The 15,020-nt window shown below is 73.3% G+C and carries 12 protein-coding genes and 1 tRNA gene; 7 read left to right on the top strand and 6 right to left on the bottom strand.

Annotation, left to right across the window (positions count from 1 at the left end; genetic code table 11):
• Nucleotides 1-17 precede the first annotated feature (17 nt).
• Complete coding sequence (locus IE277_RS16425; protein WP_189953015.1) at nucleotides 18-1,424, bottom strand: MFS transporter; 1,407 nt, start codon at nucleotides 1,422-1,424, stop codon at nucleotides 18-20.
• Between the two features lie 92 nt (nucleotides 1,425-1,516).
• Here IE277_RS16425 and IE277_RS16420 point away from each other — a divergent pair, with 92 nt between their 5' ends.
• Nucleotides 1,517-2,428: a LysR family transcriptional regulator gene (locus IE277_RS16420; RefSeq protein WP_189953013.1), complete on the top strand. Its 912-nt coding sequence runs from the start codon at nucleotides 1,517-1,519 to the stop codon at nucleotides 2,426-2,428.
• 200 nt (nucleotides 2,429-2,628) lie between these two features.
• Here IE277_RS16420 and IE277_RS16415 read toward each other — a convergent pair.
• Nucleotides 2,629-2,701, bottom strand: a tRNA-Ala gene (locus tag IE277_RS16415).
• 183 nt (nucleotides 2,702-2,884) lie between these two features.
• Here IE277_RS16415 and IE277_RS16410 point away from each other — a divergent pair.
• Nucleotides 2,885-3,433 carry a helix-turn-helix domain-containing protein gene (locus IE277_RS16410; protein WP_189953011.1) on the top strand — a complete coding sequence of 183 codons (549 nt, stop codon included), beginning with the start codon at nucleotides 2,885-2,887 and terminating at the stop codon, nucleotides 3,431-3,433.
• A 299-nt stretch (nucleotides 3,434-3,732) separates the two neighbouring features.
• Complete coding sequence (locus IE277_RS16405; RefSeq protein WP_189953009.1) at nucleotides 3,733-5,289, top strand: serine/threonine-protein kinase; 1,557 nt, start codon at nucleotides 3,733-3,735, stop codon at nucleotides 5,287-5,289.
• Here the strand turns inward: IE277_RS16405 and IE277_RS16400 are convergent.
• Both IE277_RS16400 and IE277_RS47180 read right to left on the bottom strand, forming a co-directional pair.
• The gene (locus IE277_RS16400) at nucleotides 5,253-6,590 is read right to left on the bottom strand and encodes a hypothetical protein (protein WP_229881592.1); all 1,338 of its coding nucleotides are present in this window, start codon (nucleotides 6,588-6,590) and stop codon (nucleotides 5,253-5,255) included. The genes IE277_RS16405 and IE277_RS16400 overlap by 37 nt on opposite strands.
• 252 nt (nucleotides 6,591-6,842) lie before the next feature.
• The gene (locus IE277_RS47180) at nucleotides 6,843-6,971 is read right to left on the bottom strand and encodes a DLW-39 family protein (RefSeq protein WP_229881590.1); all 129 of its coding nucleotides are present in this window, start codon (nucleotides 6,969-6,971) and stop codon (nucleotides 6,843-6,845) included.
• 349 nt (nucleotides 6,972-7,320) lie between these two features.
• Between IE277_RS47180 and IE277_RS16390 the strand changes: the two genes are divergently transcribed.
• Together IE277_RS16390 and IE277_RS16385 are read left to right on the top strand one after the other, a co-directional pair.
• Nucleotides 7,321-7,668 carry a DUF6344 domain-containing protein gene (locus IE277_RS16390; RefSeq protein ID WP_189953003.1) on the top strand — a complete coding sequence of 116 codons (348 nt, stop codon included), beginning with the start codon at nucleotides 7,321-7,323 and terminating at the stop codon, nucleotides 7,666-7,668.
• A gap of 292 nt (nucleotides 7,669-7,960) precedes the next feature.
• Nucleotides 7,961-8,752, top strand: a complete 792-nt coding sequence (locus IE277_RS16385; RefSeq protein ID WP_189953001.1) for a glycosyltransferase family 2 protein — start codon at nucleotides 7,961-7,963, stop codon at nucleotides 8,750-8,752.
• Between the two features lie 43 nt (nucleotides 8,753-8,795).
• On the opposite strand, the gene IE277_RS16380 is transcribed toward IE277_RS16385, so the two are convergent.
• Both IE277_RS16380 and IE277_RS16375 read right to left on the bottom strand, forming a co-directional pair.
• Complete coding sequence (locus IE277_RS16380; protein ID WP_189952999.1) at nucleotides 8,796-9,002, bottom strand: ferredoxin; 207 nt, start codon at nucleotides 9,000-9,002, stop codon at nucleotides 8,796-8,798.
• Nucleotides 9,003-9,111: 109 nt separating this feature from the next.
• A complete protein-coding gene (locus tag IE277_RS16375) occupies nucleotides 9,112-9,594 on the bottom strand; it encodes a hypothetical protein (protein WP_189952997.1) in 483 nt (160 codons plus the stop codon).
• 234 nt (nucleotides 9,595-9,828) lie between these two features.
• Here IE277_RS16375 and IE277_RS16370 point away from each other — a divergent pair, with 234 nt between their 5' ends.
• Both IE277_RS16370 and IE277_RS16365 read left to right on the top strand, forming a co-directional pair.
• Nucleotides 9,829-10,362, top strand: coding sequence for a hypothetical protein (locus IE277_RS16370; protein ID WP_189952995.1), 534 nt, complete (start codon nucleotides 9,829-9,831; stop codon nucleotides 10,360-10,362).
• Nucleotides 10,363-10,806: 444 nt separating this feature from the next.
• A complete protein-coding gene (locus IE277_RS16365; RefSeq protein WP_189952993.1) occupies nucleotides 10,807-14,919 on the top strand; it encodes an nSTAND1 domain-containing NTPase in 4,113 nt (1,370 codons plus the stop codon).
• Nucleotides 14,920-15,020: the final 101 nt, after the last annotated feature.

Below are 15,020 nucleotides of genomic sequence, written 5' to 3'. Positions count from 1 at the left end.
CCGGAAAAGCACCGGCGTCAGGCGCTGGGCTTGGCCGTCGCCCTGGTCACGAGCAGCACGGCGGGCAGGCCGATGCCGATGAGGACATAGCCGGAGGTGGTGAGCGCGCCGAGGGTGCCGAGCACCGCGACGCCCAGCGCCGAGCCCGCCTGCCGGATGCCGTTGAGCGCGCCCTGGCTGGTGGCGGCGTACTCGGGCGGCGCCGAGACGGCCATCGCGGCGGCGGCACTCGGGATGGACAGCGTGCCGGTGGCGGCGAGTGCCAGCTCGGCGGCGATGATCAGCGGCAGCGGCGGATGATGGCCGCCGCAGAGGGCGAGCAGGACACCGGCGACGACAGAGGCGGACATGCCGGCCAGCAGGACCGGGCGGGGGCCGTGGCGAGCCACGAGCCGGCCGGTGAAGAAGGGCATGACGCACACGGGGAAGGCGATCGGCAGGGATGCCAGGCCGGCCTTGAACGGGGTCAGGTCGTAGGTGTGCTGGAGCCATACGGCGAACATGTACATCCCGCCGAAATAGGCGAAGCAGGACACCGCGGCCGCGACCATGGCGGCCCGCACCTTCGGCAGGGCGAGCAGCGCCGGCGGCAGGACCGGGGAGGCCACCCTGCGCTCCACCAGGGCCACCGCGGCGAAGCAGAGGAGCGCGGCCACGACGGGAACCAGGGCGTACGGCGAGCCCCAGCCCTCGATGCCGGCCTCGACGAGACCGAAGGTGAGCAGACCGAGGCCGGCGGTGGACAGGGCCAGGCCAGGGCGGTCCAGGGCACGGACGGCCCGTACCGGCGGCACGGGCAGCCGGCGGGCGAGGAGCAGTGCGGCCAGCGCGATGGGCGGGTTGACGAGGAACACCAGGCGCCAGCCGCCGAGTTCGACGAGGGCGCCGCCGAGCACGGGTCCGGCCGCGGCTCCCAGACCGCTGAGCGCGGTCCAGGCGCCGATGGCGCGGGTACGGCGCGCCGGGTCGGGGTTCAGGTGGATCAGCAGCGCGAGGGAGGCGGGCACCAGACCGGCGCCGGCCGCACCCAGCAGCGCACGGCCCGCGATCAGGTAACCGACGTCGGGCGCGAGGGCGCAGACCACGGACAGCGCGGCGAACAGGCCGAGCGCGCAGACGTAGACGCGCCGGGCACCCCACCGGTCGGCGATGACACCGCCGGCCAGCAGCAGGCCGGCGAAGACGACCGTGTAGGCGTCGACGGCCCAGGGCAGTGCGGCGGCGGCCGGGTGCAGTGACTTCTGCACGTCGGGCACCGCGACGTTGAGGATCGAGGTGTCGAGCAGGACGAGCAGGTTTCCGGTGGCGATGCCGGCGAAGGTCAGCTTGGAGCGGACCGTCGAAGGTGCCGGGGCCGGCTCTTCCGGAGGTGCGGTCGTTGCGGCGACGCCGGAGGGGCGGGACACGGGGTCGGCTGTGGTCATGGCTGCAGCGTGTCCCCACGGGCGTGCGGCCTGCGACGCCGCGATTCCGATACCCCCATCGGAAAGTCCGATGGGACGGATACGCTGCTCCCGTGGACTCCCGCTATCTGCGCGCTTTCGTCGCGGTCGCCGAGCACGGCGGCATCTCCGCCGCCGCACAGGCCCTGGGATACGCACAGTCCAGTGTCAGCGCCCAGCTCAAGCGGCTGGAGGCGGACCTGGGCGTGAGTGTGCTCGTACGCGCGGGCACGGGCGCGGCGCTCACGGAGGCCGGTGCCCGGCTCCTTCCGCACGCGCGTGAGGCCCTGGAGCTGGAGGAGCGGATGCGGCGGGCGGCGCGCGGCGACCGGCCACGGCTGCGGATCGGGGCGCAGGAGTCACTGGCGCACGTATGGATGCCCGAGGTGCTGGCCGCTCTGGAGTACGGCGCGGGCGGCCCGGACACCGGAGCGGACGTCGACCTGACGGTGGCCAACCGCAAGACGCTGGAGCAGGCTTTCGGCGCGGGCGAGTTGGACCTGGTCTTCCAGTACGACAACGGCATCCGCGCGCTCGGCCCACACGCGGTCGTCGGGCACGACCGGACGGTTCTGGTGGCGGCACCCAGCCATCCGCTGGCCCGGCAGGAGATGGTGACGCCCGAGCAGATGCTCCAGTACGACTTCCTGGTGGCCGAGGCCGGGTGCACCTCGGAGATGCTGGTGGACCGCTTCGGCCGGGATCTGCTGGCGGGTGCCCAACTCACGGTGATTCAGGGGTCGTTGTCGGCGCTGCTGCGGCTCGCCGGGCACGGGCACGGGGTCTCGCTGCTGCCGGAGCTGGCGGTCACCCGGGAGCTGCGGGAGGGGGAGCTGGTCGAGCTGCGGCTGGCCGAACGGATCCGCCCGGTCAGCATCGTGGCCCAGTGGCGTCCGCGGCTGGGGCCGGGCGAGCGCACGCTGCACGCCCTGCTCGACGTGGCCCGCCGCGCCGACCCGTGCCCGGTCGACCGAACCGCGCTCTGACACCACCGAGTCGGATGAGGCTCGCGCTCATGGGCAGATGTTCGTCGGCCTGCGCCCCCACGTCCGCTCCGCCCATGCCGGCAAGGCCCTGATGGCGCTGCACCTGCGTCTCAGCGCTTTCCGCGCCGGCCGGTCTCACGCCTAGCGGACAAAAAGACCCCTCCAACCGCGTTTCCGCAGGTCAGAGGGGTCTGGTGAAGTGGAGCCTAGGGGAGTCGAACCCCTGACATCCGCCATGCAAAGACGGCGCTCTACCAACTGAGCTAAGGCCCCGTACGGCAGCAGCCCGCCGGAGGTGTCGCATTCCGGCCGGTGCCGCAGACCAGAGTACCGGGTCACCCCGGGTATCCCGCAAAAAGATTGGGGGTCCCCGCGGATGACCACTCTCCGTAGGATGCTCGACGTGGTTCGCTACAGCGAACCGCGGTTTCTTAGGGGAAGCGATGGGGAGACGCAATGGACGCCGCACAGCAGGAAGCCACCGCGAGAGCGCGGGAGCTGCAGCGGAACTGGTACGGGGAGCCGCTGGGGGCGCTCTTCCGTAAGCTGATCGACGATCTCGGGCTCAATCAGGCCCGTCTCGCGGCGGTCCTGGGGCTGTCCGCTCCGATGCTCTCGCAGCTGATGAGCGGCCAGCGGGCGAAGATCGGCAATCCCGCCGTGGTCCAGCGGGTGCAGCTGCTGCAGGAGCTGGCGGCCCAGGTCGCGGACGGCAGCGTGAGCGCGGCCGAGGCGACCCAGCGCATGGACGAGATCAAGAAGTCTCAAGGGGGTTCCGTGCTGAGCAACACCATCCAGACCACAAGCGGTTCGGGGGCGCCGACGGTCAAGCGGGTGGTCCGGGAGATCCAGTCGCTGCTGCGCTCGGTGGCCGCCGCGGGTGACATCATCGACGCCGCGGACAGCCTCGCCCCGACCCATCCGGAGCTGGCGGAGTTCCTGCGCGTCTACGGCGCCGGCCGCACCTCGGACGCCGTCACGCACTACCAGTCCCACCAGAACTGAGAGCCACGGCCCGGTCCACGGAGGGGGTCCGGGACCGGGCCGGGGCTCAGGCCGGTGCGGGCACGGGGTCGAACGCACGGGGTCGGCGCACGGGGTCGGCACTGGGCAGGCACGGGGTGGTATCACTCATCACGTGGGGGTCACTCGTCACACGGGAGGCTCATCACACGGGGGGCACTGATCACACGGGGGCGAGAGCGAGCGGTCGGAGAGGAGACCGGAGGGGAAGCGAGGGGTAGGAGGGAAGTAGAGGGGCAGGCGGGACTGGCGGGGGCCAGGGGGAGGAATGAGCGGCTGCCATGGGTGAGGTCTTCGCCGGACGGTATGAGCTGGCCGACCCGATCGGACACGGTGGCGTGGGCGCCGTATGGCGCGCCTGGGACCATCGCCGACGGCGCTATGTGGCCGCCAAGGTGCTCCAGCAGCGCGACGCCCACTCCCTGCTGCGCTTCGTCCGCGAGCAGGCGCTGCGGATCGATCATCCCCATGTCCTCGCCCCGGCCAGCTGGGCCGCCGACGACGACAAGGTGCTCTTCACCATGGACCTGGTCGCCGGCGGCTCCCTGGTCCATCTCGTCGGGGACTACGGCCCCCTGCCTCCGGCGTTCGTGTGCACCCTGCTCGACCAGCTCCTGTCCGGGCTGGCCGCCGTCCACGCCGAGGGCGTCATCCACCGGGACATCAAGCCCGCCAACATCCTCCTCGAAGCCACCGGAACCGGCCGGCCGCGGCTGCGGCTGTCCGACTTCGGCATCGCCATGCGGCTCGGCGAACCCCGCCTGACGGAGACCAACCTCGTGGTGGGCACGCCCGGTTATCTCGCGCCCGAGCAGATGCTCGGCTGCGAACCCGACTTTCCCGCCGATCTGTTCGCCGTCGGCCTGGTCGCGCTGTATCTCCTCGAAGGCGCCAAGCCCGACGCCAAGGCGCTCGTGCAGTACTTCGCGGAACACGGAACTCCCGGCGCGCCCAAGGGCATTCCGGAACCGCTCTGGCAGGTCGTCGCCACCCTGCTGCAGCCCGACCCGGACGCCCGCTTCCGCACCGCCACGGGTGCGCGCAAAGCCCTCGCCTCGGCCGTGGAACTCCTGCCGGAGCCGGAACCCGACGACGAGCTGATCGAGATCTTCGACCAACTCGGCCCGCTCCCGCCCGGGTTCGACCCCGACGGCCCCCTCAAGAGGGCCTCCGGAGTGGCCTTGGAACTGGTCGAGGGGGAGGGTGCAAGAACGGATCCGGGTGCGGGTACGGGTACTGGTACGGGTACGGACATGACTCCGGACCCGGTCGCCGACGCCGCCACCGGCACCGGCTCCCTCTCGGACACCGGCAGTTTCCGTCTGCCGCCTCCCCAGGAGCCGTCGACCCCCGAGCCGTACCCCCGACAGCCGGCCCAACGGGTTCAACGGGCCCAGCAGGCCCGGCAGGCTCAGCAGGCCCGGCAGGCCGTGACGTCCTCCGCCTCCCCCTACCCGCCGTACGTCCAGCAGCCCCCGCCTCCTGCCCAGCCCCCTACCCCGCCGCCCTCCCAACTCCCGTTCCATCAGCCGTACATCGGCCCGGCCGGCCCCTCGGACCCGGCCGGCCCCGCCCCGAGCGTGATGCCGGGGCAGCACGCGGACACCTCCACGGCGTCGTACACCGCTCGGGACGCACAGGTTCCGGCTCCGCTGCGGCTGGTCCACGGCGCGCCGGCGCAGGGGCACCGGGCAGGCCCGGCGAACAGGGCCGGCCGGTCGGGACGCCGGGCGCGCCGGAATCCGCGGCCCGGTCCCCCGGCCAAGGTGGCGATCCCGCTGCTGCTGCTGGCGCTGGCCTGTTACGCGGTGGGTTTCTGGGCGTTGACCCGCGTCTGAGCCCGCCGCGCCGACACCGTCCAGCCGGCGAGCACCAGCAGCAGCACCGTGCCCGTTCCGATGCCGCCGATCGCGACGAGCCGCATCCCGGTGCCGCCCCCGCTCCCGGAGGTCCCGGTGCTCGCGGCGCTCCCGGTGGTCCCGCCGAGCGCCGTCGGCTGGTCCGGCGCGGTGAGCGTGAACGCGTCGGCGGGCACGGGCCGCCCGGCGTACTCCGGCCCCGGGTGCGCCCGCCCGGCCACCCGGACCCGCAGCGTCACATCGAACGGCCCCCGCCCGAACTGGCCGGCCAGCTGCTCGCTGAGGTGCAGGACCAGGTAGTAGTCGCCGGCGAAGCGGACGGAGGTCACCCCGGCGGGCGCGGCGTAGCGGTTGGCGTACTCCACCGGCGGCAGCGGTGTGAGTACGGCGGGTTTGCGGACGCCGGTGTAGCCCAGGGCGGCGTCCTCGACGTGCCCGCGCAGGGGGTTGTAGACGGAGAGGTTCAGGGCGCCGCCGATGTACCCGTGCCCGGAGGCGGCGCCCAGCTCGGCGGAGGCGTTCAGCTGCCGGCCCCAGTCGACCGGCACCTTGTAGAACCGGGTCTCCCCGGGCACGAGAGCGGTCCGCCACACCCCTTGGCCCAGCGGGCGTGCCGAGGCGAAGCCGGTGCCGCCGGAGCGTTCGCGGGGCTCACCGCCGAGCGGTTCGGGGGTGGCGGAGTCCCAGGTCCGCGGTGCGGTGGTGGCCCCGGCCCGCGCCGTACGCGGTTCCGTGGCGGGCGCGATCTCCAGGTCCCAGCGCTGCGCCGGGGCCGCGATGCCGGAGCCCCCCGCGTCGAGGCGCCTCACGACGACGTAGTACGTCCCCTTGCCCTGGCACTGGGTCCGGCCGGCCTCCCGCTGCCCCAGCGCGGTGACCGGGCGCGGGCTGAGCCCGGCGCCGAAGCCGGCGGAGGCGAAGGAACAGGGAGTGCCCTGCGCGTTCTGGACCGAGACCCGGATGCCGTCGGTGGCGGTGACGGTGGCGTCCGTCGGGGGTACGGCCGTGACGGGGACGTACGCCGTGTCGGCGGAGCCGAGGTCGAGCCGGTAGTAGGACATGCCGTTCCTCGGGAGGGAACTGTGGTAGACGCGGCCGGGTTCCAGCCGTTCGGCCGTGGCGGGGGTCGCCGCGCCCTCGACGGTGCGGGCGCCCGGCGCGAAGGCGTACGGCTGCCGCCCCGTGTCGTCGGCGGCGGCCGCGGACGCGGTCCCGAGGGGCAGGACGAGCAGCGCGCACACGGCCGGTATCAGGGCGGGCAGCGGGGCCGTCCGCAACACACCGGCACCGGAGGCCGCCCCGCGGCCGTGCCGCCGCCCCCGCCACCACCATGCTCTACGTCGCCCTCGTCCTTGCCCCCGCCCTCGCCCCCGCACGTGCCGTCCTCCCCTGTCGCCGTACCGGATCGCCTCCGCGCCCCTGCCTGCCCCGAACGCCTACCGCACCCGTCGGGCCCCCGCAACAGGAACGGGGCAACACAAAACCCCGACCGCGCGGGCGGCCGGGGTCTGTTCAGATTCTGGTATCGACACTCACGAACCCGTGGGCACGGAGTCAGTCGCCTCCGTCCACAGATCCTGCTCGGCGCGATCCGCCTGGATCTGGCGGTACACGAAAAGACCGCCGATGACGGCCAGTGCGACCAGGAGCAGCTTCTTCACCGCGCGACCTCGTCTTTCCTTGACGTAGGGGACCTCTGGCGCCCGACTATACACACCGACCGATATCGATCGGTGATCTGCGTCGGGCCTCAACTCCCGCCCCCGGAAGCGCATTAGGCCTGGTCCGGAGGTGTTCCGATCGGAGGGTGATCACACCTCCACGGACGGTTACTTTGCTCCCTCTTCGCCGTCTCTCACCTGCTTTTGGGAGTTTTCCAGCCCTCTTGCCGCCATCCGGGTGGTGTTGATCTGAACATCGACGCGCCACGGGCGTCGGTCCACCACTTCGCGTCCCACATACACATCATGAGGAAAGTACGCAAATCGCCCAACCCGAAAGTGAGGGGCCATGGCCCAGCACAAGGTCATGACGTTGTGGACGGCCATCGTCGCCGCCCTGCTCGCGCTGTGCACGGCGCTCGGACTCATCAGCACCACGACCGCCGCGGCCGCCACGAGCGCCCCCCAGCCCGAGGGGCCCCGGACCGGCACCTCGCACCGGACCGGCCCGACGATCCCGGCACCACGTCACTGGGCGTGGTCCTACGGCAGAGCCCTTCCCCCCACGATGAAGCAGCGCATCCGGGCCGAGGCCCACGGAAAGTCCCCGAGCTGCCGGCACCGACCCGACGCCGACACCGCGACGGAGAGCACCGCCGTACCCGAACCGGCCGTGGCGGCCGGACTCGACTGCTGATCCCCCGCCCCAGGCAGTAACGCGACGTCTCGACTTCAGGGCGACTTGCGTACGCACAGTCGACACGGAAAGACCCCCGGCCGGGTTCGGCCGGGGGTCTCGCGCTGTTGTCAGCCGAGCCCATGGCGAACACCATGACGGACACCATGACGGATTCAGCACCCTGACACACCCGGAAACCCACCTGCCACACCCGGAAATCACGCCCTCGAAGGCCCCAGATCCCAGGCCCCAGATCCCAGGCCCCAGGCCCCAGGTCCCAGGTCACCCTGTCCCAGGTCCCGGAAAGGTGGTGAGTGCTGCCGTGTCCCCCCGGCGCGCCACCGTTGTCACCGTTGTCACCGCTGTCCACGGCCCGTCCGCGCGGTTCCTGCCGGACGCCCACGCCTCCCTGTGCGAGCAGCGGCTGCCCGGCCGCTGGGAGTGGCGCTGGGTGATCCAGGAGGACGGAATGACGGACGCGGTCCGCCCGTACGTCCCGCACGACGCGCGCGTGAGCTTCGGTCAGGGCCGGCCGGGCGGGCCCGGAGTGGCCCGGACGATCGCGCTGGCGCGCGCCAGGGGCGCGTATGTGAAGGTGCTGGACGCCGACGACCGGCTCACACCGGGTGCGCTGGCCCGTGATCTGGCCGTGCTGGAGGCGGACCGCAGCATCGGCTGGGCGACCTGCCGGGCCCTGGACCTGCTGTCCGACGGCTCGACGGCGGGCTTCCCCGGCGACCCGGACGACGGCCCGCTCGAACATGGTTTCTTACTCGATCGCTGGAAGCGGAACGGCTTACGTCCGCCGGTCCATCCGGCGACCCTGTGCGTCCGGCGGGAGCTGCTCATGGCCCTCGGCGGCTGGATGGCCCTGCCGGCTTCCGAGGACACGGCTCTGCTGCTGGCGCTGGACGCGGTGAGCCGCGGCTGGTTCTCGGCGCGGGTCGGTCTGCTGTACCGCAAGTGGGAAGGCCAGGCCACGGGCCAGGCGGCCCATGCCGCCCCCGTCGAGCGGGCGGCCCGGACGGCGGTCGCCGAGGCCCGCGCCCACGCTCTGGCGGGCCTCGGGTGGACCTACCCCGCCGGCCCGGACACCCCGTGAGCCGGCCCGGACAGTGAGCCGCCGCGCGCCCTGCTCCGCCCCCCTACTCCGCCTCCGCGCGCCGCTCCGTGAGCACGATCGCCTGTGAGGGACACCTCTCCGCCGCTTCCAGGATCTGCGGATCGTCGGCGGACTCCTCCCGGCCGGGACGTACGACGCCGTATCCGTCCTCGAACGCGAACACGTCCGGCACCCGGTGCGCGCACTCGGCCGAGCCGTAGCACACGGAGCGGTCGACGGAGACTTTCATACGCCCTCCAGCCTGGTCGGTGGCTTACAGGACGTCCCTGCCCGGCGGACCGCACACCGAACCGGACCCGATCAGGACCCGATCCGGACCCGATCCGGATCTGCGTGCGCTACCGCTCCCCGGCCGCGGCCGAGAGCCAGTGGGCCACCCGGCGGACCGTGGGCTCGTCGAGCAGCTCGGCCATCGCCCGCACGGCCACGCCGTCCTCGTCGCTCAGGTCGTACAGGCCCGCCTTGCCCAGACCGGCCAGCAGGACCTGGTGCCGGCGGCCCCGCATCCGTTCCGTGAGCCTGTCCGGTCCACCGGCGCCGGGCGCGGACGCGCCGGCCGAGGCGGCGGGGGCGGGGGCGGTTTCCCTGGCCGCCGGAGCGTCGAAGAGGTGCCAGGCGCCATTCTCCGGTCCCCACAGCGCGACCGTCACCTCCTCGCCGCGAGCCCGCAGGGTCTGGGTCATGTCTCCTACGGCGTACAGCACGGGCGCCCGGTCGGGGGACTCGGCACCCACCGTCCAGGAGCCCTCGGCGGGCCGGTGGAACATCGCGACCCAGCGCGGGGCACCGGGCGGCTGGGGGCACGGGGGATGTTTCGGCATGACACTCACCCCTTCGGGATCGGCTCGGGAACGACGGGCCGAAGGAACCGTATCTGACGGATCGTCAGATAACCAGTGGTCGCCCGGCCCCCGGACCAGCCCCGCGCTTCCGGTCTCCACCTTCCGGTCTCTACCTTCCGGTCTCATGCTTCTGGTCTCTTCACGGCCGGCATGGCACCCTGCCCGCACCCCGCGGCAGGGGTGCGATGTCGTCCCGGACCAGGGAGGCCGAGGTTGAGCGAGCGAGACGTACGAGAAGAAGCGGCCACCGCGGCGGTCACACCCGCCGAGTCGCTGCGCGGCCGCCACGGTGCCCGCGCGCACAGCGCGTACGACCGAGCGGTCGCCACGTGCCGGTACGCCGGTGTCGGCCAGGACGCGGCCGAGATCGTGCCGAGGGACCCCGTGGGCCGGGCCGCCAACGCGCTGCGGCTGTCGGCCACGTCGCTGGCGGCGCTGACCGCGTCCGCCCCGGACCCCGCGGCGGACGCCCGCTGCGCCCGCAACGCCGCCGCCACCGCGGCACTGGCCGCCCAGGTCGCCGCGGCACGGGACGACGCCGCTACGGCCGCGGCCACAGCGGCGGCTTCGCCCTCGGCGTCCGCCACCGCCCTGCGCGCCGCGCTCTTGGCGTCCCAGGCCGCCGCGGCCGCAGCCGGCGGCCGCGCCCAGGGCCAGGACGCGGCCCTGAACACCTCCGCCGAGGAGGCCGAGCGGCACGCCGTGGCCACGGCCCGAGCGGCCGGCTGGCTAGGAGCGAGCATCTGAGGTGATCCGAGAAGGGAGGACCTGAGACGGGTCGGTGAGCCTCTCTCCCCCCACACGACCCCACACGTCCGGCACCGGTCCCTCCCCTCGTGGGGACCGGTGCCGAACGGTGCGGGGGTGTCGGTCCGCGCCGCGTCGGCTCGGCGCGGACCGAAGAAGGAGGACCGAAGAAGGAAGCCGCCTTCGCCGGAACCCGCTCGCTGGTCGTCGGTGGCGGTTTGGCCGAGATGCATCGGCGCCATGACTCCGTCCGCCGGACACAGCGCCCTGGCCTGTCCGGAGGGTGTGTGACGGGTTCGCCACCGCGTCCGGATCCTGCCATCTGTCACCCGCCCGCGAGGAGACCTAGACATCCGGACCAGTGCTTATCCGCAGGTCAGCCGTATAGGGTGGGTTTTCCGGTCCGGACGTCCAGATGCGGGGGGAAAGTAAAGGGGTGGGGCCTTGGGTTCCGACTCAGGGACACGCACAGCTTTCGCCGAGCGCCTGGCACTGCTCTACAAGGAGGCTGGAAACCCTCCCCTGAAGAGCGTCGCCGAGGCGGTCGTACGGCTGCAGCGGGTCGACGAACGCGGGCGGCCCGTACGGGTCTCCGCGCAGCGGATCAGCGACTGGCGCCGGGCCAAGAACGTGCCGGCCCAGTTCACCGCCCTCGCGGCGGTGCTGCACATCCTGATCCCGGAGGCCCGCCGACTGCGGCCCGCCCCGGTGTCCACCGGCCTGTACGACCTCACGCACTGGCAGCGGCTGTGGGAACGCGCGCTGGCCGACCCGGTCGGGGACCGGCCCGCCCCGGACGCCGAGGAGGACCGGCGGCCGCCCGAGCAGACGCCGCCCGTGGCCGGCGGTGTGTGCCCCTACCGGGGGCTGGCGCCCTACCGGCAGGAGGACGCCCGGTGGTTCTTCGGCCGGGAGCGGAGCACCGGCGCACTCGTCGCCCAGCTGCGTGCCGCGGAGCGGACCGGCGGTCTGGTCATGCTCGTGGGCGCCTCGGGAGCGGGCAAGTCCTCCCTGCTGAACGCGGGCCTGGTGCCGGCCCTGCGCGCCGGCGCCCTGCGCGAGCGCCCCGGCGGGCCGGGCGACCCCGCCGGCGCCCCCGCCCGCACGGCCGGCGCCGCCACCCCCACCCTCACCGTCAACGGCCGGGAGCCGGGCGACTGCGTCCTGCATCTCCTCCCCGGTGCCGACCCCCTGGGTGAGCTGGTCCGCCGTATCCCCGATCTCACCGAGGTCGCCGCCGACGCCCGCCGGGCCGAGCGGGAGGCGATGGAGAACCCGGCGCTTCCCGGCTCCGACGCGCCCCGGGTGGCCCGCGCGGCGCGCGAGGCCGTCTCGGAGTGGGCCGCCCGGGAGGTACCCGCCGAGAGCCGGCCGGTCGTCGTCGTGGACCAGTTCGAGGAGGCGTTCACCCTCTGCGCCGACGAGGCCGACCGGCGTACGTTCATCCAGCTCCTGCACGCCGCCTGCACCCAGCCCGCCGGCTCGTGCGGACCCGCCCCGGTCCTCGTCGTCCTCGGCATCCGCGCCGACTTCTACGAGCAGTGCCTCGGCTACCCCGAGCTGGCCGACGCGCTCCAGCACCGGCACATGGTGCTCGGCCCGCTGACCAGCGCCGAGCTGCGCGAGGCGGTGACCGGACCGGCCAAGGCCGTGGGTCTGGAGCTGGAGCCGGGCCTGGCCGAGCTGATCGTCCGCGAGGTGAGCGCCGACGGCCCGCGCGGGGCGCACGACGCGGGCGTGCTCCCGCTGCTCTCGCACGCCCTGCTCGCCACCTGGCAGCGCCGCAAGGCCGGCCGGCTGACGCTCGCCGGCTACCGCGCGGCCGGCGGCATCCAGGGAGCCGTCGCGGCGACCGCCGAGCGTGCCTGGACGGGACTCGACCCGGCGGCCCGCACGGCCGCCCGGCTGCTCCTGCTGCGCCTCGTCCGCCTCGGCGAGGACACCCAGGCCACCCGCCGGCGCGGCACCCGGCGCCAGCTCGCGGAGGAGTCGGCGGACCCCGGCAAGACCGAGGAGTCCCTGGAGGCCCTCGTCCGGGCCCGGCTGGTGACGCTCGACGCGGAGACCGTGGAGATCACCCACGAGGCGCTGCTGCACGCCTGGCCCCGGCTGCGGCACTGGATCGACGACGACCGGGGCGACCAGCTGCTGCGCCAGCGGCTGGAGGAGGACGGCCGGTCCTGGGAGGACTCCGAGCGGGACAGCTCGCTGCTGTACCGGGGCTCCCGGCTGGACCAGGCGCGCACCTGGGCCAGATCGGCCGGGGACACCTTCCTGACCCGCAGCGCGGTGGAGTTCCTCGCGGCCTCGGTACGGCTGCGCAAGCGCACGGTGTGGATCAGCCGGGCGGCGGTCTCGGCGCTGGTGGCGCTGGCCCTGGTCGCCGGCGTCTCCGCGGTGATCGCCTGGCAGCAGCGCGACGACGCCGTCTTCGAGCAGGTGCTCGCCGAGGCCGACCGGGTCCAGCACACGGATCCGTCCCTGGCCGCCCAGCTCGACCTGGTCGCCCATCAGCTGCGCCCGCACGACGAGGGGACGTACAGCCGTCTGATCTCGATCGTGAACGCGCCGCTGGCCACCCCGCTGTCCGGCCACACCGGCGCCGTCTACCTCACCACCTTCAGCCCCGACGGCAAGACCCTGGCCTCGGCCAGCTACGACCGGACCGTCCGGCTGTGGAACGTGGCCGACCCGCACCGGCCGAGGCCCCTCGGCAAGCCGCTGACCGGTCACGCCAGCTGGGTGAGCAGCGCGGTCTTCAGCCCGGACGGACACACCCTCGCGAGCGCCGGCGACGACGGGACGATCCGGCTGTGGGATATACGGGACCCGGCCCACCCGGTGCCGCTCGGCAAGCCGCTCACCGGTCACAAGGGCACGATCTACCTGATCACCTTCAGCCCCGACGGCAAGACCCTGGCCTCGGCCGGCGAGGACCACACCGTACGGCTGTGGAACGTGGCCGACCCGCACCACGCGTCCGCGCTGGGCGCACCGCTGACCGGCCACAGCGCCCCGGTGCGCAGCATCGCGTTCAGCCCGGACGGCCACACCCTCGCCGGGGGCGGTGACGACCACACGATCCTGCTGTGGAACACGGCCGACCCCGCCCACCCGAAGCCGTACCGCACCGCGCTGCAGGGGCACACGGACCTCGTGCACTCGGTGGCGTTCAGCCCGGACGGCAAGACCCTGGCCAGCGGCAGCGCGGACGACACGATCCGGCTGTGGAACGTGGCCGACCCCGCCCACCCGTCCGCCCTGAGCCCACCGCTGACCGGCCACACCGGGGCGATCTGGTCGGTGGCCTTCAGCCCGGACGGCCACCGGCTGGCCGCGGCGAGCGCGGACAGCACGGCGAGCCTGTGGAACGTGACCGATCCGGCCTCCCCCTCGCAGGTCGGTCAGCCGCTCGCCGGCAGCAGCGGCGAGATGTACGCCCTGGGGTTCAGCCCCGACGGGCGGACCCTGGCCACCGGCAGCGGCGACGGCAAGGTGCGCCTGTGGTCGATTCCGACCTCGGACGTGATCGGCCACGGCGCGGTGTTCCGCCCGGACGGAAAGGTGCTGGCCACGGCGGCACGGGACGGCCGCGTCCGGCTGTGGAACGTGGCGCGGCCCGGCCTTCCCGTGCCGCTGGGCGAGCCGTTCATGCAGGGCAAGGACGGCCGGCGAGTGCTGTTCTCCCCCAACGGCCGCACACTCGTGGTGCTCACCCCCAACCGGTTGGTGTACCTGTGGAACGTCACCGACCCCCGGCGTCCGGTCCCCGCCGGAGCGCCGCTCCAGCTCCAGAACCGCTTCATGGGCCCCAACGCGCTGGCGTACAGCCCGGACGGCCGCACCCTGGCCACCGCCTACGACGACCACAGGTTCCAGCTGTGGAACGTCACCGACCCCACGCACACCGTGCCGCTGGGCAAGCCGGTCAGCGGCCACCGCGGGTACATCAACGCCCTTGTCTTCAGCCCGGACGGGCACACCCTGGCCAGCGGCAGCGCGGACAGCACCATCCGGCTGTGGAAGGTCACCGACCCGGCCCGTCCGACCCTGCTCGGCCGGCCGCTCGCCGAGCACTCCGGGCCGGTCAACGCGCTCGCGTTCACCCCGGACGGCCACACTCTGGCCAGCGGCAGCGACGACGACACGGTGCGGCTGTGGAATGTCACCGCGCCCGCCTCGGCGAGCGCGCTCGGTTCGCCGCTCACCGGCCATTCCGAGGCGGTCACGTCCCTGACGTTCACCCCCGACGGGCATGTCCTGGCCAGCGGCGGCGACGACAACACGGTGCGGCTGTGGAACGTCACCACACCGGACTCGGCGACACCTATCGGCCAGTCGATGAGCCCCAACGGCCAGACCGGCACCTTCCTGTCGTTCAGCCCCAAGAGCCGTGTCCTGGGGCTTTCCAGCGGCGCCGACACGGTCCGCCTGTGGCGCCTGGACTCCGAGGCGGCGATCGAACACATCTGCTCGGTCACCCGTGGCGTGCTGACCCCGCAGAAGTGGCACGAGTACCTGCCCCGTCTCTCCTACGACCCACCGTGTGGTCAATGATCGGCCAACCTGACTGATTCCCAGCCGACTTGCCCCCGCAGGGCCCTCAGACTTGTTACCCTTGGCCACAGCCCGATCGCTGGTGCATCCCCCGTCGCCAG

The organism is Streptomyces alanosinicus, assembly GCF_014650595.1.
GTDB classification, from domain to species: domain Bacteria; phylum Actinomycetota; class Actinomycetes; order Streptomycetales; family Streptomycetaceae; genus Streptomyces; species Streptomyces alanosinicus.
This window is presented reverse-complemented; position numbering and strand designations above follow the sequence as displayed.

Coding starts and splice junctions, on each gene's coding strand:
- IE277_RS16410 (WP_189953011.1), top strand. CDS start 2,885: ATGGACGCCGCACAGCAGGAAGCCACCGCGAGAGCGCGGGAGCTGCAG.
- IE277_RS16425 (WP_189953015.1), bottom strand. CDS start 1,424: ATGACCACAGCCGACCCCGTGTCCCGCCCCTCCGGCGTCGCCGCAACG.
- IE277_RS16380 (WP_189952999.1), bottom strand. CDS start 9,002: ATGAAAGTCTCCGTCGACCGCTCCGTGTGCTACGGCTCGGCCGAGTGC.
- IE277_RS16390 (WP_189953003.1), top strand. CDS start 7,321: ATGGCCCAGCACAAGGTCATGACGTTGTGGACGGCCATCGTCGCCGCC.
- IE277_RS16405 (WP_189953009.1), top strand. CDS start 3,733: ATGGGTGAGGTCTTCGCCGGACGGTATGAGCTGGCCGACCCGATCGGA.
- IE277_RS16375 (WP_189952997.1), bottom strand. CDS start 9,594: ATGCCGAAACATCCCCCGTGCCCCCAGCCGCCCGGTGCCCCGCGCTGG.